The sequence below is a fragment of the Desertibacillus haloalkaliphilus genome, from assembly GCF_019039105.1.
Lineage (GTDB): Bacteria > Bacillota > Bacilli > Bacillales > KJ1-10-99 > Desertibacillus > Desertibacillus haloalkaliphilus.
Genome location: NZ_JAHPIV010000014.1, coordinates 117,742 through 142,872 on the forward strand (window position 1 = coordinate 117,742; position 25,131 = coordinate 142,872).

At 36.7% G+C, this 25,131-nt stretch carries 24 protein-coding genes; all 24 read right to left on the minus strand.

Annotation, left to right across the window (positions count from 1 at the left end; translation table 11 throughout):
• Positions 1 to 295: 295 nt before the first annotated feature.
• Complete coding sequence (locus tag KH400_RS16285; protein ID WP_217226360.1) at positions 296 to 433, minus strand: hypothetical protein; 138 nt, start codon at positions 431 to 433, stop codon at positions 296 to 298.
• A 91-nt stretch (positions 434 to 524) separates the two neighbouring features.
• Positions 525 to 1,418, minus strand: a complete 894-nt coding sequence (locus tag KH400_RS16290; protein ID WP_217226362.1) for a ribonuclease HII — start codon at positions 1,416 to 1,418, stop codon at positions 525 to 527.
• Position 1,419: 1 nt separating this feature from the next.
• Complete coding sequence (locus KH400_RS16295; protein ID WP_217226363.1) at positions 1,420 to 1,836, minus strand: L5-gp82 domain-containing phage-derived protein; 417 nt, start codon at positions 1,834 to 1,836, stop codon at positions 1,420 to 1,422.
• The gene (locus tag KH400_RS16300; RefSeq protein WP_217226364.1) at positions 1,823 to 2,965 is read right to left on the minus strand and encodes a hypothetical protein; all 1,143 of its coding nucleotides are present in this window, start codon (positions 2,963 to 2,965) and stop codon (positions 1,823 to 1,825) included. Before KH400_RS16300 ends, KH400_RS16295 begins: the two co-directional genes overlap by 14 nt.
• Before the next feature lie 111 nt (positions 2,966 to 3,076).
• Positions 3,077 to 5,401 (minus strand): hypothetical protein, encoded by a 2,325-nt coding sequence (locus KH400_RS16305; RefSeq protein ID WP_217226365.1) that lies wholly within the window; start codon positions 5,399 to 5,401, stop codon positions 3,077 to 3,079.
• Positions 5,402 to 5,586: 185 nt separating this feature from the next.
• A complete protein-coding gene (locus KH400_RS16310) occupies positions 5,587 to 5,751 on the minus strand; it encodes a hypothetical protein (RefSeq protein ID WP_217226367.1) in 165 nt (54 codons plus the stop codon).
• 33 nt (positions 5,752 to 5,784) lie between these two features.
• Positions 5,785 to 6,354, minus strand: a complete 570-nt coding sequence (locus KH400_RS16315; protein ID WP_217226368.1) for a hypothetical protein — start codon at positions 6,352 to 6,354, stop codon at positions 5,785 to 5,787.
• Positions 6,355 to 6,401: 47 nt separating this feature from the next.
• Entirely contained in the window at positions 6,402 to 6,761 is a 360-nt protein-coding gene (locus KH400_RS16320) for a helix-turn-helix domain-containing protein (RefSeq protein WP_217226369.1), read from the minus strand.
• 29 nt (positions 6,762 to 6,790) lie between these two features.
• Positions 6,791 to 7,201: a hypothetical protein gene (locus KH400_RS16325; protein WP_217226370.1), complete on the minus strand. Its 411-nt coding sequence runs from the start codon at positions 7,199 to 7,201 to the stop codon at positions 6,791 to 6,793.
• 124 nt (positions 7,202 to 7,325) lie between these two features.
• Positions 7,326 to 7,763 (minus strand): single-stranded DNA-binding protein, encoded by a 438-nt coding sequence (ssb, locus tag KH400_RS16330; protein ID WP_217226372.1) that lies wholly within the window; start codon positions 7,761 to 7,763, stop codon positions 7,326 to 7,328.
• Positions 7,764 to 7,871: 108 nt separating this feature from the next.
• Positions 7,872 to 8,264, minus strand: a complete 393-nt coding sequence (locus KH400_RS16335) for a DUF6018 family natural product bioysynthesis protein (protein ID WP_281418731.1) — start codon at positions 8,262 to 8,264, stop codon at positions 7,872 to 7,874.
• Positions 8,265 to 8,457: 193 nt separating this feature from the next.
• On the minus strand, positions 8,458 to 8,601 hold the full coding sequence (locus KH400_RS16340) for a hypothetical protein (protein WP_217226374.1): 144 nt from the start codon (positions 8,599 to 8,601) through the stop codon (positions 8,458 to 8,460).
• A 119-nt stretch (positions 8,602 to 8,720) separates the two neighbouring features.
• Positions 8,721 to 8,870, minus strand: coding sequence for a hypothetical protein (locus KH400_RS16345; RefSeq protein ID WP_217226376.1), 150 nt, complete (start codon positions 8,868 to 8,870; stop codon positions 8,721 to 8,723).
• Between the two features lie 29 nt (positions 8,871 to 8,899).
• On the minus strand, positions 8,900 to 9,217 hold the full coding sequence (locus KH400_RS16350) for a hypothetical protein (protein WP_217226377.1): 318 nt from the start codon (positions 9,215 to 9,217) through the stop codon (positions 8,900 to 8,902).
• Positions 9,214 to 9,489 carry a hypothetical protein gene (locus KH400_RS16355; RefSeq protein WP_217226378.1) on the minus strand — a complete coding sequence of 92 codons (276 nt, stop codon included), beginning with the start codon at positions 9,487 to 9,489 and terminating at the stop codon, positions 9,214 to 9,216. The genes KH400_RS16350 and KH400_RS16355 overlap by 4 nt, the downstream gene beginning before the upstream one ends.
• Positions 9,486 to 10,028, minus strand: a complete 543-nt coding sequence (locus KH400_RS16360; RefSeq protein WP_217226379.1) for a hypothetical protein — start codon at positions 10,026 to 10,028, stop codon at positions 9,486 to 9,488. Before KH400_RS16360 ends, KH400_RS16355 begins: the two co-directional genes overlap by 4 nt.
• 300 nt (positions 10,029 to 10,328) lie before the next feature.
• Entirely contained in the window at positions 10,329 to 10,697 is a 369-nt protein-coding gene (locus tag KH400_RS16365) for a hypothetical protein (protein ID WP_217226380.1), read from the minus strand.
• Positions 10,698 to 11,006: 309 nt separating this feature from the next.
• Positions 11,007 to 13,850, minus strand: coding sequence for a hypothetical protein (locus KH400_RS16370; protein ID WP_217226382.1), 2,844 nt, complete (start codon positions 13,848 to 13,850; stop codon positions 11,007 to 11,009).
• Between the two features lie 179 nt (positions 13,851 to 14,029).
• Positions 14,030 to 14,362, minus strand: a complete 333-nt coding sequence (locus tag KH400_RS16375; RefSeq protein WP_217226383.1) for a hypothetical protein — start codon at positions 14,360 to 14,362, stop codon at positions 14,030 to 14,032.
• A 612-nt stretch (positions 14,363 to 14,974) separates the two neighbouring features.
• Complete coding sequence (locus KH400_RS27445; RefSeq protein ID WP_369009383.1) at positions 14,975 to 15,163, minus strand: tyrosine-type recombinase/integrase; 189 nt, start codon at positions 15,161 to 15,163, stop codon at positions 14,975 to 14,977.
• Positions 15,164 to 15,414: 251 nt separating this feature from the next.
• Entirely contained in the window at positions 15,415 to 15,537 is a 123-nt protein-coding gene (locus tag KH400_RS27450) for a site-specific integrase (RefSeq protein WP_217226386.1), read from the minus strand.
• An 83-nt stretch (positions 15,538 to 15,620) separates the two neighbouring features.
• Positions 15,621 to 19,022, minus strand: coding sequence for an Ig-like domain-containing protein (locus tag KH400_RS16390; protein WP_312889234.1), 3,402 nt, complete (start codon positions 19,020 to 19,022; stop codon positions 15,621 to 15,623).
• Positions 19,023 to 19,301: 279 nt separating this feature from the next.
• Complete coding sequence (locus KH400_RS16395; RefSeq protein WP_217226388.1) at positions 19,302 to 22,451, minus strand: S24 family peptidase; 3,150 nt, start codon at positions 22,449 to 22,451, stop codon at positions 19,302 to 19,304.
• 1 nt (position 22,452) lies between these two features.
• The coding region (locus tag KH400_RS16400) for an Ig-like domain-containing protein (RefSeq protein ID WP_217226391.1) at positions 22,453 to 25,131 on the minus strand (2,679 nt) is incomplete at its 5' end.

The window sequence follows — 25,131 nt, forward strand, 5'->3', positions numbered from 1 at the left end:
TTGAAAAACCTCTCATATTAAATAATCGTTCGCACCACTCATCTAGGAACGCAAAAAAGGCGTTCTTTGAAAGATCAGAAATTAGACGCACGTATCGCGTATAAACGTGATACATAAGTCTACTAATCGTCCCAAAAGAACGCCATACTAGTCATCAAATGCTGCGGACCCATAATGAGTCGCAATAAATAAAAAGAATAAAAGAGTAATTAAATATAGTTGTATTATAACGAAAGAGGGAAAACATTACAATATTTTCGTTATTCGACATTTCGAATAGACGTATAGCCACAACTTAACGTGTTTTCTTTTTTACCTTCTCAATAAGTTCCTTACGTTTCCTTTGCCGTTCGTTAATAATCTCTTTCATCGGTCTTTGGGGAACAGGTCGGGGGATTTGGTTTATATGAATAACTTTACCTTTTTCAGTCATAATTACACTCCTAGTTATTCGACTTATTATAAGACACTCCATACAAGAACAGCCCCTAGTATTACTAGGAGCATGATCTTTGTCATTTTCATTATAAAGAAACTCTAATTTGATTGAAACACATCTGAATATACCATTGTTGCCTCTCGGTAGGTAGTTGATTTTCCTTGAAGACTTTCAACCACATTTGCCTCAAGAACTGAAGAGATTGAGGATTCACAACTTCGGGCTTTTCTCTTAAAATGGTTGCCATTTGTGAAAACAACTGCTTTAATTGCACCATAGAATAGGAGACTTTACTCTTCTTTTTCTTTGGATTGTTCAATGCACGTTCTGCCATTCTCTTACGATGTACATCACATACACCAAACGTGAGCACCTGTTTTAAGTGACCCTTTGTAGGATACCCTTTATGTTGTTGAAAGTTATACCTATCGTAAATCTCACCTAAACGAATCATTTCTTTATCATACCAGTTTTTTGCAACTATCGACGCTGCTGATACATTATCATAGATCGAATCAGCTTTAGGTATGGCTTCTTGATTATCCACACTCGGAATCTTATGATTACCATCGATCACAATTGGTATATTACGTTTCACTTTACCACGTCTACGTTTATATTTACTGCCACCTCTCATAGAACCCCTCAAACTATTCGCACAAGACTGCCATAATCTCCTCTGAGACCTATTCATCCCAAGTTCATCCACCTTTTGAGCATTAATTTTATAAATGCTTAAAAACAAAGCTTCCTCCTCAATTTTCTTCGCTAGCGATTGAAGAGTTTTGGGTAATAAAACTTTAGAATCTAATGGTAACTCTTTAATTCCATGATCTTTTGGAAGAACAACAACTGCCGCTACCATCGGACCTGCAATACTTGTTACAGCCACTTCATCAATGCCTGCATAATCAAATTCCTTACCATTCTTCAAATCATTTTTATATTTAACACTAAATTTATATTGTTCATTCTTCATATTAAACATCCTCCCCTATCACATATAAACAATCCTTGATAAACGTATGCTTATCTTTACAAACTGCCTCCATTGCTGTCTCTAACGGTTCTCCCGATGAAACTAACGTAAAATACTCTGTCTGATAAGGATCATAATAGACCTTTTGATCAAACGCTGAATAATCTTCTTCCCATGACACCAATGTACCGACTAAGAAAGCATGAACTCGCTTTCTTCCTTCACTTATCGTCTTTTCACGCCCTTTTTGATTCACCACAAACGTCACATCTTTAAGATGAACACTACGTGCATGACCCAAAACATGTTGTGGAGATTTTTGAGACTTTATAGAATAAGCCACTCCTGGCACATTCAGATTACGATACACCTGAACTCTCATACCAACTTTCGGCTCTCTTCCCTTATATGACTTCATGAGCACTACCTCCAAATGTTAGCGGTAATGAGAACTGCAGATCTTCCTTATAAGAAAATTCAGCCCTAGCCAACGTCCGAATATTAAACGACAAACAATCGTGAGACTTCCACTCTAAAGGTGATTGTGATTGTCCACTTGGAGTGTAGAGTGTAAACCGGCCATTACGATCAGGGATTCTCCCTCTTATCCATGCTGATGAATCACTAGAAAAGAAATCATTGGTCCAAATGCTTGAACTCGCATTTCCTAGCACATGGAGATTAATGGCTGGGTAACGACTCTTTAGCTCTTGGAAAAATGAAACCTTTTTATTTCTCCCTAAGAAGGCTGCTTCGATCATCTTTTCTAATACATCCCAATCATATTTACAATTAAAGACTGGAACAGGAGATAACCCTTCATTTCTCAGGTATTCAAAGTTACATTGAGCTTCCTTTTCTGCCTGCCGAATGGATGCTGCTGAATCAGATTGTGGAATAACATCTAGATTTACATAATCAAAAAGGATATCCTTGTGCCGATGAATAAACGCAGCGTACTCTTTTGCATCAATAGATGAGACTTGTAATCCCTTCCTTTGAGCATTAAAGAGTGAATACGCCCCGCTATCCAAAAGAATTTTACCTTTAAAGTCATCCTCAACTAACTGCCTCCACCTGTCGGTTTTCGATTTACGGATATCAAAATAATGGAGCAATATGAACAAAGCTTCATTATTTTTAATTAATGAAATGTCCTTTCTCCCCGCTTTTGATAAGCCAGAAAAGAAAAATCTCGTTCCTTTAATGCTTAATCGTAACGCCCCAGTAGCTGTTTTGCTGATCTTTGCAATCTTGATGAAAATCATCCTTAGTAAGCCAAATAACGCAGAATTAAACTTGCTAAATTTCTCAAGTTCAGCTCTGTTTGATGTTCGACGATACAGCATCGAGCTAATGGCCGCCTTTAACTTTTTACGAGAGATTCGATTTTTCTTTTTTCCGTTCAAACTCTTAATCTCTATATACGTACTCGACAGGGTAACAATTTCATTGACCCTACCTGTTCCTGTCTTAAACGATTTTTCCCTTAACTTTTTAAAGAAACTTCTTTCTTTCTTAACGGCCTCAATATCAAAGTGATTCATTAATATTCCTCCTATAAAATAGAAAAGCAGAAAAAGAAACGATAATATCAATCGCTAACTTTTTCTGCTTAAACTCTCTATCCATTAATCTATAAAACTCTAAAACGCTCTTTAACAGAAATCGAAAAGTGACAATTGTTTCGGTACACGATCATTCGTCAGTAATTCATTCGGCTTGTGTGAATCAGTGGGTGCTGAAGCTACCTTCTTTTCACCGCGAGGGGAGATGATTTCATAACTTTTCTTCGCTTCATTAGGCTTTACATACTGTTGCAATCCACTTTTATTTTGAATAATAATGACTTTTTCCGTCGCTTTTACAACTTTCCATTCAATTTTTTTATCCATATCCTCTTTATAAACTAGCCTCATGCCTTTCCGAAACGGATGTCCATAACGATCATCATCAAGCGGCACACCATCATAAAGAGAATTTCCTAACGCATCAATAATCACGTTATCCTCTTCATCACGGAAAATATAACCTGCCTTTTGACTATGCTCATAAAAATGCTCGACAACTTCTACATCCTTACCTTCAAGATGGTGCGTGGCTTTGAATTCACTCTGCTTAAAGTAATCTAAAACTTTTTGATGAGCACGTTGAATGGATTTCGATTCTCTATCCTTATATTCCCGATAAAGAGGAGTCACTTGGTCTAAAACCTCTTTCCATCGGTAATATTTCTCTACAGAATCATAACCCCTCTTATAAATCGTCCATTTCGCTCGTTCTACTAACACTCCAAGTTGATCACAAACACCTTTCAGCGTCTTTCCCTCTAGTGCTTTTTGGATCTCTGGAAACAACTCTTTATCATCATGATCATCCGACTCCGTTTGCTCTCCTTCTTCAGTAGTCTCTGTTTGACTGGGTTCAAAGAAGGAAAAGAGTGAGTCAAAATAAGATTTGACTTGCTCTACAAACGTATCTTCGAGCATATAAATGATTTTATCAGAGTAATCTTTTTTTAATAAAGAGGAGCGTATCCCTTTGTTCCAAACATAAACCTCATAACAACGGGCAAAAACTTCAGTCGGCATACAATAATAACTGCCATTGAACTTAGATTTCCCTTCCCACTGCTGACGAAACGGATCATTCTTATCTAATCGCTTAACCTTATCGGTCACCTGTTGAACATACTGATCAAGAACAGGTCGAAAATCCATCTGTTCACTTAATAAGCTGTTCGGTTTAGATGAAAGCTCATTATCTAACAAATGCCCTAGTTCATGGACAAATGCAGAAGGATGGCTAAGGTCAAAATTTAGGGATCGAATAGGAGCAGGGTAATAAAGTCCGGCTGCCCGCTGTTTTCCAAGCTTACGAATCCTAAACGAATGTTTATTGTTACCTTCTCGACAATCAGGCATATAAACATGATTCAATAATTCTAAAAAGTCCTTTTCAACCGTCGCAAACTTATCCATACACACATCATTATCAAGTTCAACAAAACCAAATCGACGTAAAAACTCATTATTATCCATTCGTTCACGCTTTTCTTTGGTGATGTGCTTTTTGGTTTGATAAGACTTGGCATAGTCTTTTGATTGCTCTACCTCATGTTTGGTTTTCAACCGAAGGTAATCCATTTGATGCAAAAATTCGGGCAGGATAAACATCTTATACTGCTTAATATCAACATCGCCAACCTCTGCAAGTTGAAAGATTGGGAGATATTCATTTAACGCATCATTCTCAATAAAACAATCCTCACTGATATCTCGGCATTGACTCTTTACAATTCTTTTCCATTCCCCTGCCATCGTATGATTTGAAGGAATCGTAATCTCGTTCTTTTGACGTCTGACAGGATGACGTTGATCTTTTAACAAGAAGTGTTTGACGACTTGATATTGTAAAAGGTCTTTATTTTCAACCGCAAATTGATCAAGTGCATTATGGATTAACGTTTCAGCAAGTAACGTTTTCATATCATACAAAGCGGTATAACTTATCCCGCTTTTCATTTTCCACTTGACACCGTGAACCTTCGTACCTTTTATTTTACGTTTGCTAAATGTTCCATGAAGCAATGAATAACCAGTATCACTACCTTCATGGTTCCTAACCGTCACTTCTAAAGGTACATGATCACGAACCTCAGATTCTTTAGTCGAATCTGAACAAGAGGCCAGTAATCGAAGGTAATAATCAGCGGTACTCCCCTGATCCTCATATACCTGACAATCGATACGATATTGACCAAATGAAACTTGATGAATAAACGTTTGTAACGACTGCATACTCGGAATCTGTATCTTCCGTTTAATCGCATTCACAAACTTTTGATAAAGTTTTTTCGTATCATCATCTAAACTGACATTCACCTTCACATCAAGTTCAGCAAGTGACAACGAAATCCCTTTCGTTTCATAATGCTTCTTCAACACCTCAGTATCTTTACGAACATTTGTAACTCTTGTCATTCTCAATCGCTCTATCATAATCGAAAGGAAGGGAGAGTCCCTTCGCAATCAATCACGAAGAGAGCTTCCCTCCCTTTCAGTTTATTATTTAATGAGTCTTAACCTATTTTCTATACCTGTAACTAACGGTTTCTCCGACGTGCCTTTTTAAACCTCTCGTACCCATGTTCAATTTCTTAAAGTATTCATTTCACTCTCTCCATTAATCGGTACTTTTCCTCCATCAGTTCCTCAACCCATGCAGCATCAACCTCATCTGTTGCACGCTCAATGGATTGATTAAGTGATCGCAGTTCATTTCGATACGAAAACAATGTTACTCTCTTCTTTTTAAAAAGAAATCGAAACATACTTAACCTCCAATCTATCATCCTATGAATGGATTACAACTCTAAATGATTCATGTCACTCGATAATTCAGACATAAAGTCTTCTAGCGACAAACTATAGAGTTCTTCACCAAACTCATATAAGAATACGCTCTCTTCACAAGGTGTCAGCTCACCAATCACAGAAGGCCCCCAACTCGTTTGAATGGTAACACCTTTATACTTTAGAGCTAACGCTTTGATCTTTTTCTCTCGGCCACTCTCTTGTTTCCGTTGAATCAACTCTGTGAAAATTGGAATAGGATACAAATATTCTGCATTCCCTTCCTTAGCAAGAAACTTGGTTCTGTTTACTTTAATAAATTTAACAGTTTCACCGGTTGATACTTTTATAAGGTCACCAGGTTTCAACGTTTTTAAGTACTCCCGTAATTCTTCAAGAGTACATCGATACCTTTCCACTCCAACCTTATAAAGCTTATTTTTGAGTTTTACAATCATATCTCCATTCTCTTTTAAACCTTTAAATTCGACTAAATGTTCACTCGTTAAAAGGATTTTTTCCCCACCTTTTAAACGTTGAGTCACTTTCATATTCTCATCAATGGATCTTGTATTAAACATACCAGCAACCTCCTAGATCAATTTCATTAATACCAATAAATCTACTTTTAATCCTCGATCTCCATTTCTATCATGATCAATTCATAGACTTTCTCGCCAACTACGTTCCTTGTAACCCTTTTAAAATTCGATAAATATATATGTTCATCGATCATCGAATGTAGACATCCATCATCACATTTGGGTATATCTGACATGCCTAATAAATAATCTGTAGAAACGCCAAAAATGTTAGATAACTTTACGGCGATATCAGCACTCAAATTCCTCTTACCTTTTTCCAAGTCATAATAATATTGAAGTGAAACACCTAACTTTTCAGCGATTAGAGTAGCCTTCAACCGATTGGACTTTCGTGATTCTCTGATTCGGTTATACTTTGTGACCGTACCTCTTCTGTTAACCAAAATAATCCTCCTTATAATCAATCAAACCGTTAATACGCTCGCTCAAACTTAGCAAATTCACCTTTAAACCGTTCAAAGTTATCAAAGTAAATGAAATTTCTCCCAAATGTATAAACTTCCTTTCTCTTAACGAGTAAAGGCAAGTCAAGTAAAGGCTGATCACCCCAACAAACGGTTAAATCTTCTATTGCTGTCTGATCATACTCCATCAGCAGTTCGTTAAGAGCAACCTCATCCATCATAGAAACCGTCACTTGATCACATTTATAAAACATTTTCGTCTCATCATGCCGCTTGAACACCTCATATTCTTGGTGTCGATTCGGATCATCAGATAACGAAATATTTAGTAATAAGAGTGACCCAACCTCAAAATACTGATATGGAATAAACGTACGATTTACTAAGTACTTTGCTAAACCTTTAATTGTCATATTCATTAGAAAAACCCCTCTCTTTTAACTAAAAAAGAGAACCCCATGTGTTGCATGGTTGCACCACAATCAGCCCTCTTTTTAATCCTTAAAATCTCTTATTAAGCCTTTAAATCAACGTATCAACTTCTCAAAAAGGCAAATCAGCATCACCAATGTCAATCGGTCCACCACTATTAGCAAATGGATCGTGATTGCCGCTTGGACTCAGACCACCTTGATTATTATTACCATGCTGTCCGTTACTTCCTTTTGGTTCAAGGAATTGTACACTTTCAGCAACCACCTCGACAACAAACACTCGACGCCCTTCATTATTTTCATAAGAACGCGTCTGGATTCGACCGTCTACACCTGCTAAATTTCCTTTTTTAAGGAATTGAGCAGCATTTTCAGCTTGTTTACGCCATACTACAATTTGAATAAAATCAGCATCACGTTCACCCTGCTGATTCGAAAATGGACGGTTTACAGCTAATACGAAATTAGCAACAGCAACCCCGTTTGGTGTGTATTTCAGCTCTGGGTCTTTCGTCAATCTACCTACTAAACAAACACGATTAATCATTTAAAGCATCCTCTCTAATATAGTTAATAAAAATAACCACTACATAAGCTACATTAGCCTACATACTGGTTTCCTCTCAAAAACATAATCCTTACATACTCTCGTAGATTACCTTAAGTCGAAAAAATCGAGAAACTGCTCTTTTACACGAGTCGCAAAAGGCTTTTTGTGATCCTCTGACGTCCCCATATAATAGATATCTTCATCTCGAAATTTCCAAATAATCGTTGATTCTTTTCCATACTCTTTTTTCATACAATCGATAAATCGATCAACTTCCTTAATGGCTTTTGTTCGATCTTTCGTTTTACAATCAAAATAGACTGTTTCACCTTTTGACCCAATTGTAATTTCAGCAAATTTCCTTCTAGCAAATTTCCCCTCAATTAATAATGACTTTACCTCTTGTTTTAAAGCACTCATCACACATACACCCTTTCCAAAAAGATTTTTTGAACGCAAAAAAGGCCCCTTGGAAAGATTCTTTAAAGAAAAAGACATACTTGTAGTAGGTCTAAAAATTCTTTAAAAAAATCAGTCCAAGAGACCGCACTGCTCCAATAAAATGCTGCAAACTCGATAATGAGTCGCAAAAATAAAGTAAATAAGTTAAGTAAATATAATTAAATTATACCATAGTTTTCTTTTTGCTTTCAATCAAAAAAAGGGGGTAATGAACACCCCCCATTCGTATCTATTCCATTCCCTTATGAGTTGCAATATAGCTTAAAAATAACGCTTTTAGCTGTTTTTCGGATAATCGATCAAGAAGTGTGAAGATTTGATAATCACTGTCTGCACAATTTATCTTTCGAATGAGTTTAGACATATTGGGCATCAATACAACCCCCTTGACCAAGTAAATCCTTTTTCACTCTCTCATAGGCTTCTCGTTGTTGTCGGTTCAATGGACTTGTTAGGTCACAGCTGTTACGCATTGTGTGCAATAACATTTCCTTAACTTGTTAGGTCACAGCTGTTACGCATTGTGTGCAATAACATTTCCTTAAACTCATCATCCTCATAACGATCAGCTAGTTGACACAACGTATTAATAACCTCACTATTAAAACACACGGCAATTTCCTCTGTATATAAAGCTCTCATTAGATCATCCTCCGTTTTTATCTATTAAATCACTTTCGGAAGTTCGACGAACCGAATTTCACCATGTTCATTTTGCTGATAGACATCTTTCGATCCTTTCTCAAACGATAACACTTTAACATCTTTCCATCGCCTTCTATTGAAGTCAAATAAAACCAAGAGTGTCGATAACGCTGTGAAAGCTTTGCTAGTCTCACCCAATCTTCATATGTAAACCCGTCTAACAACCACTCATAGGGACGTTTTTGAATATTGGTTGGTGTCACTAAACATTGATGGATGTAATCAATTTCTCCACGCTCTATTTCTTTTTCAGCTAACTCTCTTAAACAATCTGATAATCTCATATCGATTCAACCACACTTTCATAGCGTTTTCGTATAGCTACCCCAGCCAAATGTTCATCACTAGGGAGAACCGCTTCAACTCGTTCTGTTTTCAAAATGGTTGGAGGAATATATTCGTTTTCCAGGATAGAAAGATACGATTCTTCCCCCTGCAACAGCTGAATAATCGTCACTTGACCAGCTGCAATACATTCACCGTCTTTGAAAACTGAATCCTCTGAAACGGTATACTTTGAACGTTTCGTATAAAAATCAATATAATTGCCTCTCATATCGCCATATCCTCCTCTTCAACAAATGAAAAAAGATCATGATGGTTCACTGGAGGGTGTATCTCATCCCGAACACTCATGATCTCATGTAAACTCTTATTTAAATTCAATGATTTTCGACGAACAGAGCGAACTTGCATGTTCACACATTCATCCAAAACAACAATCCCAACTGAACCTGAAGAATAAATGCCACGTGCATCGACTTGACGATACCCTTTAGCTATTAATTCTTTGTTCCAGTTCATCTGACTACAATCCTCTACGTCTAGGTCATATTCAATCGCTTGTACATGCGGTTGTAGGTGACCAAACGTTGTTTCAAAGAAATATGCCCCACTCTCTATCGACATATCAAAACAAATACGATAACCATAATTCCGAACTCGATGATCTTGATATTTAAATGGTTGAATTCGAAACACATGCCCATCTACATTTAATTCCAATCCCTCTTTTTTTACTTGAAACCCTAATCCGCGAACACTCTCGGCAACCTCACTTGGAGATCGATCAATCATAACTGTTAATGTAAACACTACATACACTCCCTTTCTAAAACGTTTAAACACACTCTCTCAATCAAAACCTTTTGATTCTTAGCCCTCTACAAACACTCACCTCCAAAAAGGTATAAAAAAAACCTTTTGAGTTAGATTCCAATCAATAGACAGACATACGTTTGGACAAACGTGTTGTAGGTTCTATTGACTAATCTAAACCCAAAAGGTTTTACTTCTCGAATAAATGCTGCGAACTCAGGAATGAGTTGCAAAATAAAAAAGAAAAAAGTTAATGTAATCTACCAAAAGTATACAAAAACTTTCCCCTTTTCACAACTATATTATATGATTTTGTTTATTTTTAAAAAGGTCTAATTCCTCTACCTCATCTATTTCAAATAAGTTTGTGTTATCTTTTATAAGACTATTAAATGTCGTTAAGTTTATTCTAGCAGTACATTGGATATGCTTTTTATTTTTAACTTCTTCCCATACATTTGGTGATAAATATGATGAAGAATATTCCTTTGTATTAGACATTTTAATATCCATATTTCTATTAGAGCTTTCCTCATTTTTCGTAAGACGCTCTACCGTTAATGTTCTTACTTCTAATACCGTTTCCTCATCTAAGTATACATATGATTTATCATAGAAATAATTCATTTCCATTTTCATAAACAGTACTCTCTCCCTAATTTTCATAGCCATCGTCCCCTTATATAAATAATCTGTTCGTAAAATCTAAATTATCTAAAATAAGGGTAACAAACACATATGATAAAATGATGATATATACACTTTAATTTAACATTTAGGACAAATTGGTCAGTTAGGTATATGACATAATTAACATGATAAATATTTCAATAAACGACGATCTTACTCCTTACATTTAATAACAATGATATCATTTATTAATTTAAATTGACTAGACCTAATTTTATAGTAAACAACACAAAAAACAAGCCATTCTGCTACGACTTGTTTTTTTGTGTGTTGTTTACACGACTTCTAATATTTACGATGATAATCAAACGCCTCATAAATACTACCAATGATTAGTATTTGATCATCATCAAATCTAACTTGTTCATTAATATGACCATCCTCTTGCACTTCTTCATAGGTAACTTCAAATTGAAAATCAACAGTCGAACCTGTCTTGAAACGCCTCATAGGATCAGTCATCCACTCTTCATAAAATTCTCCCACAAATGTATTTGAACTCCCTACCCGTGTAAGAGGTATTGGATCTCGTTGATTATCACCTGTATCAGAAATATTATGGCCTATAGAAATAGTGTTACCATCTTTTCTTTCTCCTGTAAAACGAACAAGAACCTGCTCTATTCCTCCATCCTCATACACAGGATAATCATCGATCTCAGCTTTAAATATGAATTTTTCTCCAGAATAGAATTCATACTCTGGGCAAGGTCCATCGGCACATTCTCGTTCGGCATGTATTTCACTCCAACGTTCAGTATGATTTACATAGCCTAATATAGTTAGATCTATGATTTCTACTATTGAAGTTGAAACATCACTTTCCTGACCATCAGAAACATATTGTGTAATCTCATAAAAACCTACTTCATCAGCAATAAAGTTACGAACAAAATTTTGAGTTGACCCTGGTTGATAATAAATATAATCTCCATCTATTTCATCGATTGGATCATGATAACCTCTAGGTATCGAAACTACCTCTCCGGAAGGAGTTATTATTTCATAATTAATTTCTAAGGTATCACCATTTGGATCATAAGCTAAAGAGGTTAAAGGTACACTTTCACCAACCACATGTGGACTTTTATGGATGAATCCTGCTGTAGGTGGTAAGTTGGGCAACTCAGTTACGATTTTTAACTTTTCCCTATGCGTATCAAACGCGCCTTGAAAATCTTCAACCATAAGTTCAATCTCGTATTCTCCATTTTCCGATAGATCATCTAGTGTTGGCTGCGCCTGACCAGTCGATTCCCAATTCCCTCCAACTTCTCTATATCTCCAATTCTTTTCCATAATTCCTCGTTGTCCTTGAGAATATGCATCTAAATCATAGGAGTTATCAATAATCATTAATTCATAGCTGCCATCATCTTGTTCTATCAAATACGGTTCAAAGTCAGCTACAGGAGGTCGATGTGCGTAGACAACTGCATTATCTGCGATATTTGACCATTTACGGTATTGATCAAATCCAGAAGCTGAGTCCATACCAGGAGCTGGATCATCTTTTGCCTGATAGTTTAGTGTATATTTACCCACTTCATTAAAATAAGGTAACATACTGTCCATCCAAGTATCCCTTTGTTCATGAGGTCCTGTAGGATTTTCATAGTAATTTTGGTCATGTTCAAAACGAAAACGTTCATCAAATTTAGGGTCACCTTCATTATCTTCATATTCTGTTGAAACAGAAAACTCTTCCTCAAGCAAAAGAGTAATTTCACCAAAATCTTGGCTTTTAATCATCTGATCGATTATCATATCAGCTAATTGATTTAGTGCCGTATCGATATTACTATTATCGATAAAAGATCCATCATTATTAGTACTAGTAATAAACTCTTCAATTTGAGCTTCATTATTGGGAGTACCCAAACCAAAAAAAGTGACATTATTATAATCTAGTTCTTTTATTAAAGCGTTATAATTGTCATCACCAGGAGTAAAATCCTTTTTTTCATTATCGGCTATTACAACAGCATACCGACCATCTTTGTTCATATCCCAATCTACAGAATTGATAATTTTAGCAATTGAAGATGTATTAATTTGAAATTCAACCGTCTTTACTTGTTCATTCCCGACTTTATCTTTTGCTGTTACCTCCAATGTATGATCACCATCAACATCCACTTCTGTTCCCGAAGCAATAGTTTGTCCATTTAAAGTCGCCTTAGGGTATCCAGTTTCTAAACCAGATCCACCAGTATCACTAGCTGAAAAAATAACAGTAGGATATTCTTCATAAACTTCCCCATCTGAAATACTTATATTAATGCTGGGAGGTGATTTATCAACGAAAAAGTTTCTTTCTCTAACATTAGAAATTCCTCCATGATGATCCTCAGCCCATACTTTTAATGTATGATTTCCTTCAGGAAAATTTGAATCAATTGTAATTGATTCAGAGAATGATATTGATGAACCATTTGAAACATATGAGAAAAGACTCTGTTCCTGATGGTTGGAAACCCCGTCAATACTGTATTTCACGGTGACTTCGTCTCCATCATCTTCGTCACTAACGCTCCCCGTAATATCAAATTGATTATATCCATTAACTTCTGATAAGCCCGTATTATTTGCAGGTGTTGATACATCTACAATAGGATTCCAATTTATTTGTTTAAACCTTATACCATTTACAAAAGTTTCCTCATCTAAATCAAATGTTCTGTTATAATATGAGACTTCCCACCGATCTATATCTGTCCTAGTTACTGAATCTATTTTCGCAACAACAAAACGGTTCCCGATACGAGTAAAATAGTTTTCTCCAATTTTTAGATCTTCCGTACATACAGGGTCAACATATTGAAAATGAGTGTCTGCACTATCTACGAATTTGATACCTTTATAGAATCTACATCTAGTATTAGGGAACCCCCACCGCCAAGTATTTTCCATTGTTGCATTTCCTGACACCTTATATCCAAGATCATAATCCTCTTCAAATGTCCAGTAAATAGAATCTTTTATAACTTCTGTTATGTTAATATCCTCTCCCTCAAAATAAATAGTTTCTGCCTGCGCAAAATGGCCGTTATCCATTGGAATCAAGATACTTACTAGAATGATAAGTATTAACATGGTTTTTTTTACTTTTTTGTTTTTATGTACCATATCTCCACCTTCTTATAGGTTATTTCTATCATAATAGGTTTATATTGTATGTAATCTCAACTCATCAGGGTCGAGTTATGTTCCTTTTAATAGGGAATATGTGGTTACTCACTTGTAATTATTCTTAAATGCTATTTAGGTACTGTATAAGCCCGGATTATTCGCAGGTGTAGCTAAGTTTATATTGGTTTACGTTCAAAATAAACATAGTGGTCAAATGTTTCTGCATCTAAATTTTTTATCCTAGCAAAAGTTAGTATGCTCCACCTGTCCTCGGCACTAAATCTATCACTGTATTCCACAGAGTCAATTCTTAAAACACTTACGATATTATTGGTTCTCCTGTTGAAATATGTTTCATCAACCTCTAATTCTGATATACAAGTCAGTTCTATAAATTCAAAAAGCCGATTTTCTGTATCTACAAACCTTGACTCTTTTAAAAAATGAGTACAACTATCATGACTAATATGATATCTTATGGAAGCGTTCTCTGATTCTTCATTAGCCATGACTTTATCCTAATTCGAAATCATTTCTAAAAGTCCAATAATTTGACTGATTTATTATCTCCGTCAAGTCAACATTATCTTCCCCTGCTACATATACTAGGGGGTCTCGTTTAAATCAGATGTTTCGAAAATACCAGTGTCAAGATTTTGTATCCGCGAATGGTGACGCGCTCTCAAATTACCAGTTACCACATTAATATCCATAGAACAATTTTATGTACTCTCAAAGTTGTTCCATCAATAGATGAAGAAAAATATGTTTCACCAACTTCTAATTCTTCGAAGCAAGTCGGCTCTATGCCTTCAAATAATTTTTGTTCAGTATCAACGACCTCTATACCTTTGTAATATCTCGTACAATATACATTGTCACCTGACGTCCCACTTAAATCTCTTACTTTATTTCCTGACACCTTATATCCAAGATCCTAATCCTCTTCAAGTGTCCAGTAAATAGAATCTTTTATAACTTATGTTAATATCCTCTCCCTCAAAATAAGTAGTTTCTGCCTGCGCAAAATAGCCGTTATCCGAAGATCTATATATAAAAATTTAATGGGGGCTTTCCCCCATTAAATTATAATTTTCGGAAGATATTAATATTGTCTATATTCAATCCACCTCGCGAAAGTGGATGTTTAACCATAGCATCATATCATATAGTTCAGTTTCGTCTACATGAATATAGTGCTGCAATGTTTTTACGTCAGCATGAACGCTAATCTTTTGTAATGTGAATATATCTACACCGCTTTTTCGGAGAAATGTTAAGCACGACCTCCTCATAAAATGAAAGTGCAAAATATAGCAAAGCCACGTTTACCATAAACCCCTTTAATCAGGATACCGCCTAACTAGAACTTTGCGTCTGTTTCACTTAATAGAATAGGTATTCTCTTCGGCAATTTAATTTTTTCAATATTGGTGAGATCAGAACAATTTGATATCCTTACTAATCGAAGATTAATAGTAAAAGGAGCTAATCTTTTGTTCGAATAGAGGTACGATTTATAACTCCGCACATCATCTTCAGATATCTCCAAAGCTTTTGGTTAAATTGTTCCGAAATTGCTAAATAATATTAGATCAGATTCATATGCTTTTACAGTTTTGGCTCGAAGTCCTTTGTCTGTTGATAAATAATAAATAAACGCTTTTATTAATTGATTATCCATTTCTTGTCCAGTGATATAACACTGGCAGCACCTCCTTTTTATCTCTTGATCATATTAACAAAAAGGAGGCACTTACCTATTATTCATTCTTTATATTGTTCAATCGATGGTACAATATTTCGTTCGATTAACCGCTGTCTTATATGTTCTTGAAGTAAATCTTCAAGGTTCACGATGTTAAGTTCGCTTCCCTCGATAACTACTAGTTGAATGTTTTGTCGCAACATGAGGTTATCAAAACCAACAAAAGGTTCTATATTATCGACACCGACTGTTTCTGTATCTGTCTCAGATTGTCGTGGACAACGAGTTTCATCACAAATTTCTTCCCCATACTCATTTATGATCGTTTGCTGTCCATATTCTTCTTCAACTGTGACTTCTATTAGGTATTGACCTACGATCGGTTCTTCTGTAACAGGGATTTGTATTGATCGTTCATCATCATACTCCGGTAGAGGAATCCAATCGACTTCATCAAATGCACCATCTTTATTTGCATTATATTTATATCGCCAACTTATATTTTCAATTTCATCACCATCGATGGAATCGGCATCTACAATCGCAGAAAGGTATGCTTTGTCGCCTGATTGCTCTCTAAACACCGGACTATCTGTAAACAGACTAATACTTGGAGGTAGGTCAGGTACTATATTGATCGTTGTTTCCGTCCACTCTGAATGATTACCGACTTCATTTGTGACTCTAAGCTCTACTGTATAATCTCCTTCATTGGTAAATAGGCTTTGTATAATCTCCTTCGTTGGTTCAGGATTATAGATTTTGGTTTCACCCTCATGATCTATCGGTGTAAAGCGCCATTCATTCAACGAATGATCAACCTCATATCGTCCGGTAGAAGACCCTTCTGATCGATATGCACTAAAGTCAATTCTTCGGTATTCTTTTTTTGTTCCTTGATCAATATCAATAACAGCTGTAGGTATATCTGGAATAACATTAAAAGTAATGGAATCAGTTGCTGCTTTCCCATAGGTTTCTTCAACCGTCAATACAACTGTAAATTCACCAGTTTCATCAAAGTACAGTTCACTAGCTTCACCATCCAATTCACCAGCATACGATTCATAGACATTACCCTCTTCATCGAAAACAACCCATTTGACTGATTCAAGATCACTATAAGGGTTGTCATTCATATGATATTCACCGAAAATATCAAGACGGTTCCCCTGCAAGACGTCATCGTGATCGGTCACATGTTGAATCAAGCGATAGTCATCCATCTCACGTATTTCTATTTCAGCTACCGGCTCAGGGTGCAATATCGTAAATGATTCCGCTGCTGTATCTGTATATTCAATCTCATCTGTCACTTCTAATTCAACCTCAACGAATTCCTCATCATTCCCATTGATATATGTGTATTGGACATCTATGATCGGCTTATTTTGCTCAACATTGACTCTCCGAGAGCTATTTATATTCCAATCATAATTCGTTATATCTCCATGAGTAGAATAAGACTCGCTTCCGTCGATGCTAAATTCTTGTCCAATATATACAGGGTCTGGGACATCAATCTTTGCCACAGGCATATCAGGATTGACTTCAACGTTTAAAATAGCTGTGTCTGTTAGTCCGTGTACATCATCAAACTCATCTGAGTATTCAACCTTTACTGTTGTAGTACCGGGGCGTAGACCTTCAAATTCTCCTTCTCCTACATGTCTGGCGATGGTTTCATCTTCAATTGTCCATTCAGCATTTCTATCAACCGTCATTTCCCAACTATAATCAGGTGGGGAGTAATATGCAGTATAATCTGCTGTTTCACCTGATTGAACTGTTATTTCAGGTGGATCAATCCGTAGCGAAGGGAACGAAGGAATGGGTACTTCCCATATGGCAACATCATGATCATACAAATCAATATTACTTACACTGGTTCTTGTAATCAGCCCCGCTCTAACATAAGGATCAGATTGCGGTCTGAATGTAAATTCCATGTTAATCGTTGAATCATCCCAATCAGGAGTTAAACCATCGTCACTTAACGGTGGATTTAGAAAATCTACAAAATTTGGATGATTGTATGAATCATCATGTAGTTCAGGATATGAATGTTCGATATCTTCAAGGGTTGTATCTGAAAAGAACCACATCGGCGCTCGATTCCCTCTTGAATACTCTGAGTTTTCAGCAGTTACCCATAAGTTAATAGTCATTTCTTCGTCAGCTTCATATTGTTCCTGTGTAATATTAACTGAGTTAGGTAATACTTCTTCCTCAAACCTAATGTCTGCACGGACATAATCCGGTACCTCCTCTTGAATACTTACGGTGTGAGTATCTGTATCTGTATTTCCATTAGAGTCGGTGATTTCAAGGAGGTACGTACGATTTTGCGGTGTCACTAACCTAGTTGTATTCGTTCGAACGAGGTCAGGAGTATCTACCCCGTCATAATAAAAATTCAGTTCCGTTTTATCTCCATTATTGTATCGATACCATTTCCACTCCACAATTTCACCTGATGACGTTGAATCATTCCCATCTAATTCAAGACGCTGCCCTACTTCTATACTGCTAGGACCTTTTGCAACTGCATTAATTGATCCACTTCCCGTACCCGGATCAGGTTCAGATGGCGTTGGAGGTGGTGGATCTTCACCCTCCACATCAACAATACCTGTCGCTGTTATATCTATTCCACGATTTGGATCTTGAAAGGTTGCACTAACCTCTGTTTGACCTTTTGACATTCCAGTAACGATACCTGTTTGATCTACACTAGCAATAGACGTATTTGCAATATCCCAAGTTGTTTCTGACCGATTGGTAACTCGACTTCGGTTTGTACTTCCGTCTGGGTAGTGTGTTGTAACATAAGCGTGGAATTGAGTAGCTTCTCCCTTGCCAACACTTTGGTAATAAGGTTCAAGTTCAATGCTGTAGGTATAATTAATATCACCAGTCCATGTTGCTTCAATTGGAAATTCGAAAAAGAGACCTTCCAAATCGTTACTACAACTATATGGATTACCAATCACGTCACCACCAACATTACCCGTTATCTCTACATCATGGGTTGTTCGATTCAACCCTGATATGTTCGGGTTCATCGCTGGTTGAATATTACCGGGGTCAGCTGTTACCAACTCAATATTGTCTACATACTGAGCATTAACTCTTGTGTTTTCTCCATTAACATTTCCTCCAAAGCCTGATGGAGGAGTAAGAGTTGTCCTAGTAGTAACTCGTTCATTGACAGGATACCCACTACCATCATCGTCGATGGTAGTCGTTCCATAATAATCATCATACGTTGACCACACTTCACCTGAGGGCGCACGACAAAGATAAAAGCCTGGGTTATTATTTGTCTCTCCTGTAACGGTATATGTAATCATCTGCGTTGAAGCCTGTACTTGATTCCCATTTAAGTAAGGGACAAATAAAGACAACAACAAAATACATATCAATAACAGCACTCTCCAATGAGTCTTTATATGCTGCACTCTTTCCAATCCCATCCCGCCTTTGTCACAAAAAAACGCCCCTAATAAGACACAGGTATTCTACCTATGAAACTTATTAGGGGCGTCCCTTTTTATCCGATATTTACTTATTAATAGAATAACATAATACGCATACACTCAACAATAGATTATTCGAATATTTATATAGATGGATAACAGGAATGGAAATAGTTAAATTCAAAAGATTACACTTCTATAGCATTCATGCAATCCTTACAACTCTTGGAAGTCGATAAACCAAAGAATTTATAATAATCCTTAATATTTACGATGATAATCAAACGCCTCGTAACTGCTGCCAATGATTAAAATATCATCATAATCATACCGCACTTGTCGGTTAATATGTCCATCATCCTGCATCTTTTCATAAATAACTTCAAATTCAAATTCTACTATTGATCCTGTTTTAAAACGCTCAGAAGGTGTGGTCATCCAATCTTCATAAAATTCTCCTTCAAACACATTGGATTCGTCTCTTCGTTTAAGTACAATCGGTGAAGCTCTACTCGGCCCATTAGGCTCTGAATAATCATGGCCTATTGATACAGTAGAACCAATCTCCCTTTCACCAACAAAACGTAAAAGGACTTGTTCGATATTCGCTTCCTCCCAAACAGGATAATCGCTAATCTCGGCTTCAAACAACCATTTTTCACCACTATAAAATTCATTACAAGGGATTCCACATCCTCTTTCAATATGGTGCTGCTCCCATCTATCAATATGCTTGATGAATCCAGTTATATCTAAATCAATAACTTCAAGAGTTGATGTTGCCATATCGAATTCTTCACCATCTGATACATGTTGAGTAATTCTATAAGTACCAACCTCATCAGCATGGAAATACGCTTTGTGATTTTGAGTTGCCCCTGCGCTGTAATAATACGGCTCACCATTAGTAATACCAATTGGATCATGGGTAGTTGTTGATATTTCATCAAAAACGGAACCATCTTTTTCAATCGTATAAGTAATCTCTAATGTATCACCATCAGGATCTTCAGGGGCCGCAATTAACTCTACCATTTCACCAACTACATAAGGATTTTCATGTAAAAAACCAGCAACAGGAGGTAAATTAGGTATTGCATCTGTACTAACAGTTTGTATTTGCGTGTCAAATGCCCCTTGATAATCTTCTACTCTTAACCGAATCTCCCATGTTTTAAACCGATCTAAACTGGTTGGTTTTTCATTAATCCATTCATATGTTCCTTCTTCTCGATAGCTCCACCATTTCTGTTTAATTCCTCGATCCCCACGACTGTATTCATCTAGATCATAGGATAAGTCTATAATGGTAACTTCTCCTGTATCCTCATCGATATAGGGTTCAAAACTCGCCACAGGCTTACGGTGTACATATAAATTTAAGGTAGGAGTGGGATCACTCCATTTTCTAAATTCGTCAAAATTATCATCATCTATCGGACTATCCTTGGCACGATATAGAACTTCATAGTGACCTACGCTTTGAAATTGATTATGCCACCATGTAGTATCATCTTTAATTTGTTCCTTTGAAAAGTTGAAGTCCTCTGGTTCCCTCCATTGATCAGAGTAATCAATCACCTTACTAATCGATTGTTCATAGGGACTAGATAAGTCAGATTCTGGTGAATGAACAGTTCTAGAAAAATTCTCGAAATAAGAATCATCATGTTTTACTTTAAATTGCTCTTGATACAAGTGATCATTTTCAATATCCTCATATCTGCTTAAGAAAAGGATCAGCTCATCCACTAATACATAGTTATGATCTTGAGCTAAGTCGACAATCTCAATAGTAACAGTACCGACATCCGTTTCTCCATTTCCATCATCAGCAACCACTTCTATCGTTTGTATCCCACTTGGAATATCATCATCAATCAAATCAAAAGGGATCTCGAATGTACGCTCATTTGCTGTATTATGAACCACTGTTGAATTACTTACATGACCAATGTTAGCCGTAATCGTTACACTATCATCATCGGGATCAAAAATATTACCAGTCACTTCAAAACTACTGTGACCTTCTACCTTTGAAAATCGTTGGTTTTCATATGGTGATATGATAGTTAACTCAGGGGGTTCATTTAACCCCTGTCCAACATCTAGTGTTACGCCTTCAAATAGCTCATCTCCTGTATTTCCTATTGGATCATGAGCAGCAATTGTAATTTCAGAATTTGAAAAATTACCTGTATTGATATGCACTCCACCATTGTATATGGCGTCATTTGTTCCGACCGTATAAGAGTTACTACCATTAAATTGTATCCTTGTTCCTGGTGGAAGATAAGTCGTTTCTAAGAAAAGTGTATCGCCATGATGAAAAGCTTCTAACATCTCCATTTGGATATCTGTATCAATGTTTAACGATCGGTTGAAGCTAAACGCCCCCCCTGTGGCTGCTCCCGAAGATGAATGGTTTGTATTAGACCCAGGATAGTGATATCCTGTAGCATCCATCTCAAATTCGATCCTAAAATCAAAACGACCACTACTTCTTGTCCTTAAATGAATTTGTCCATCGCTTTGAATATGATCTTCTACTTTAACTTTCCCCCTACCTGACGGAGCAGGCACCCAATTTCCCGAAGAGTCTCGTATATCTATATAAAGATTCATTCGATCACTTGTTGAAGGAGCATTTGCAACCCTATACTTCCAGGTATATTCCCAAGCTGTAGTATTCGTTGATTGACCATCATGTGAAAAAGTAACTCGCGAATTATTCGCAAGAGTCCTTTCTTCTCCTTCCATCTCACTTAAGGTACTTGTATCTATTCTAGGATTAGTTGCTGTTGAACCATTATAAGAAGTGATTGCAGTTGGTGGACTCCAGCTCCGGCTACGAACAGAGTTATAATACAAATAACCGTTGTTCACAAAATACTCATAGTCAAAAGAAATCATTCTTTGATACGTTAGCCTTTGTGTTCTAGAACGACTACCATATTCATGATGGGAATAATCAATGCGATTTCTCACTTCTCTACCAAATGTACGATTATAATTAAAGTTCCCATAATAGTTTCCACTTGCTTTAACTGTATCTAGAGAATAAAGACTTTCTTCATTGAAAAGATTTGAATCTACTTTACTTACCTTACCTAATATGTTTACTTCATCAATAGGATATGATCTTGCATTCCCATAGTGATCACCAACAAGGTAGTCACCATCAATTCTTTTGACAACTATATCGTCATTCGTCATCTCCGCAATGACAATATCACCGTCTTTCCAATTCTCACCTTCGATAGTTTGTACGATATCACCATCAATGAGAGCCGGGGACATAGAGTCACCCGACACCATAAAGAATTGAGATGCTTGCCCAACAGTAGGAAGGATGAAGATAAAAACAGCCAAAAACCAAAACATTACTATTTTTTTGTATATTGGTACCATCTTAATACCCCCAATCTACCGAAGGTGCTCTATTATCGACTTTAAACGTTCTTGTCGTTTCAGCTTCCTTATACAAACTATCGTTTATAAATTCTACAATTGTTGGTTGTCCAAAACCTTCTTTAATTTCTAACTTAACTTCATAATAACCAACGTTTTCTACTGATAATGAAAGTTCTGATAGATTAGATTGATCAATGATGATCCACTCTTCATTATTAAATGTACCGTCATTATTAGAATCATATCTGTAACTCCATATCCGCTGCTGAATAAAGTCACCATCTGGAGACTCTGAAAGGTCTGTTAAAGTTACAGTCGCATTATTATTATTGTCAGGATCACGGTAAACTGTTGGTGTAACAGTAAAATCAATTTCGGGTGGTAAATCAGGTTCAATTTCTATAGTTGTTTCAAACCACTCTAACGATTGATCACCCTTTTCATTTACAACACGATTCCTAATCTGATACTTTCCCCGCTCTCTAAACAAGGCTAATAATACTTCGTTACTACCATCTGTTTCCTGCTTATAAAAAATACCATCCGTATCTTGACCATCTAAAGGTGTAATTTCCCACTCCGTTTGTGAATGATCGACTTCAAAACGTCCTGTAGCTTCAGCACCAACTGAATTTCTCGCATCTAAAATAACACGGCGATTTTCTTTAAAGCTTCCTCTTGTGTCTATATCCGCTACTGGATAGTCTGGAAGGATCTCTAATGTTACTGCAGTTGTATCTGTCTTATCGTACTCATTACGTACCGTTAATTCGATTTCATGAGTCCCTTCCTTATCATAGGACAATTCAATCGTCTCCCCTTCTAATTCAACTTCATTATCGATTGTCCATCTGTATTCAACAATATCTCCACCATTAGCAATTGAAGAGCTTCCATCAAATGTTACAGTTTCCCGCATATACTCAATGGATGGACCTTCTATAATCGCTTCCGGCTTTCCTGGGAGTACATCTAAAACTGCAGTATCAGTTAACCCATATACTTCATCAAAATCATCGGAGTATTCAACGGTAACCGTTGTTGTTCCTGGTTGGAGTCCTTTAAATTGACCATCTCCTACATGTTCAGCAATCTCTCCATCTTCAACTGTCCATTCAGCTGCATCATCTACTACCATTTCCCAGTTACGATCAGGTGGTGAATATAGTGCTGTATAATCAGCTGTTTCTCCTGATTCAATCGTCTTTTTAGGTGGATCAATCCTCAATGACGGAAAAGTTGGTATCGGGACTTCCCAAACAGCAATATCATGATCATATAGATCGTGGTTTGTTACATTAGAACGTACAACTAATCCTGCTCGTATATAAGGGTCAGATTTCGGCCTGTAAGTAAAATCCATTCTTATAGTTGAATCATCCCAATCCGGACTAATCCCGTTTAAAGGAGGGTTACGGTATTCTATAAAATTTGAATGGTCAAGATTATCATCACCTAAAGCTGGAAAAACATCACTTATATCAGACGCATTCACATCTGAAAAAAACCACATCGGTGCTCTTGATCCCGTTGTATACTGTGAGTGTTCTGCCGTTACCCACACACTAATCGTCATTTCCTTATCTGCTTCATATTGCTCCTGAGTGATATTTACTGAACTTGGTAATGTTTCCTGCTCAAACCTAATATCAGCCAATACATAGTCTGGAACTTCTTCTTCAATCCTTACAGTATGTATATCTGTATCTGTTCTCCCATTAGAATCTTTGATTTCAAGAAGGTAAGTGCGATCTTGTGGAGTAACTAATCTACTCGTGTTATTACGGACTAAGTTTGGAGTGTCTACGCCATCATAATAAAAATTCAACTCGGATTTTTCACCATTATTGTATCGATACCATTGCCACTCGACGATTTCACCGGTAGATGTTGAGTTCGTTCCATCTAATTCAAGTCTTTGCCCTGCTTCAATATTGGTAGGTCCTGTTGCAATAGCATTAATATTACCACTCGGCGGTGTCGGATCAGGTTCAGATGGTGGTGGATCAGCTTCCCTATCCACATCAACAGTTCCTGTCGCTGTTATGTTAATACCACGGTTAGGGTCTTGAAAGGTTGCACTGACTTCTGTTCTACCTTCAGACACTCCAGTTACAACACCCGATTGATCGACACTTGCTACTAATCCATTTGAAACATCCCAGGTCGTCTCAGACCGATTGGTAACTCGACTTCGGTTTGTACTTCCGTCTGGGTAGTGTGTTGTAACATAAGCGTGGAATTGATTAGTTTCTCCCTCTCCAACACTTTGATAATGAGGTTCAAGCTCAATGCTGTAGGTGTAATTAACTTCACCAGTCCAAGTTGCTTCAATTGGAAATTCGAAAAATAACCCTTCTAAACCGTTACTACAGTTATACGAATTACCGAACACATCACCACCAACATTACCTGTAATCTCGACATCATGGGTTGTTCGATTCAACCCTGATATGTTCGGGTTCATCGCTGGTTGAATATTACCGGGGTCAGCTGTTACCAACTCAATATTGTCTACATACTGAGCATTAACTCTTGTGTTTTCTCCATTAACATTTCCTCCAAAGCCTGATGGAGGAGTAAGAGTTGTCCTAGTAGTAACTCGTTCATTGACAGGATACCCACTACCATCATCGTCGATGGTAGTCGTTCCATAATAATCATCATACGTTGACCA

What these genes read in the sequence shown, in the direction of transcription:
- KH400_RS16285 (WP_217226360.1), bottom strand. Translation starts at nt 433, where the DNA reads ATGACTGAAAAAGGTAAAGTTATTCATATAAACCAAATCCCCCGACCT.
- KH400_RS16290 (WP_217226362.1), bottom strand. Translation starts at nt 1,418, where the DNA reads ATGAAGAATGAACAATATAAATTTAGTGTTAAATATAAAAATGATTTG.
- KH400_RS16295 (WP_217226363.1), bottom strand. Translation starts at nt 1,836, where the DNA reads ATGAAGTCATATAAGGGAAGAGAGCCGAAAGTTGGTATGAGAGTTCAG.
- KH400_RS16300 (WP_217226364.1), bottom strand. Translation starts at nt 2,965, where the DNA reads ATGAATCACTTTGATATTGAGGCCGTTAAGAAAGAAAGAAGTTTCTTT.
- KH400_RS16305 (WP_217226365.1), bottom strand. Translation starts at nt 5,401, where the DNA reads ATGACAAGAGTTACAAATGTTCGTAAAGATACTGAGGTGTTGAAGAAG.
- KH400_RS16310 (WP_217226367.1), bottom strand. Translation starts at nt 5,751, where the DNA reads ATGTTTCGATTTCTTTTTAAAAAGAAGAGAGTAACATTGTTTTCGTAT.
- KH400_RS16315 (WP_217226368.1), bottom strand. Translation starts at nt 6,354, where the DNA reads ATGTTTAATACAAGATCCATTGATGAGAATATGAAAGTGACTCAACGT.
- KH400_RS16325 (WP_217226370.1), bottom strand. Translation starts at nt 7,201, where the DNA reads ATGAATATGACAATTAAAGGTTTAGCAAAGTACTTAGTAAATCGTACG.
- ssb (WP_217226372.1), bottom strand. Translation starts at nt 7,763, where the DNA reads ATGATTAATCGTGTTTGTTTAGTAGGTAGATTGACGAAAGACCCAGAG.
- KH400_RS16335 (WP_281418731.1), bottom strand. Translation starts at nt 8,264, where the DNA reads ATGTCTTTTTCTTTAAAGAATCTTTCCAAGGGGCCTTTTTTGCGTTCA.
- KH400_RS16340 (WP_217226374.1), bottom strand. Translation starts at nt 8,601, where the DNA reads ATGCCCAATATGTCTAAACTCATTCGAAAGATAAATTGTGCAGACAGT.
- KH400_RS16345 (WP_217226376.1), bottom strand. Translation starts at nt 8,870, where the DNA reads ATGAGAGCTTTATATACAGAGGAAATTGCCGTGTGTTTTAATAGTGAG.
- KH400_RS16350 (WP_217226377.1), bottom strand. Translation starts at nt 9,217, where the DNA reads ATGAGATTATCAGATTGTTTAAGAGAGTTAGCTGAAAAAGAAATAGAG.
- KH400_RS16355 (WP_217226378.1), bottom strand. Translation starts at nt 9,489, where the DNA reads ATGAGAGGCAATTATATTGATTTTTATACGAAACGTTCAAAGTATACC.
- KH400_RS16365 (WP_217226380.1), bottom strand. Translation starts at nt 10,697, where the DNA reads ATGAAAATTAGGGAGAGAGTACTGTTTATGAAAATGGAAATGAATTAT.
- KH400_RS16370 (WP_217226382.1), bottom strand. Translation starts at nt 13,850, where the DNA reads ATGGTACATAAAAACAAAAAAGTAAAAAAAACCATGTTAATACTTATC.
- KH400_RS16375 (WP_217226383.1), bottom strand. Translation starts at nt 14,362, where the DNA reads ATGGCTAATGAAGAATCAGAGAACGCTTCCATAAGATATCATATTAGT.
- KH400_RS27450 (WP_217226386.1), bottom strand. Translation starts at nt 15,537, where the DNA reads ATGGATAATCAATTAATAAAAGCGTTTATTTATTATTTATCAACAGAC.
- KH400_RS16395 (WP_217226388.1), bottom strand. Translation starts at nt 22,451, where the DNA reads ATGGTACCAATATACAAAAAAATAGTAATGTTTTGGTTTTTGGCTGTT.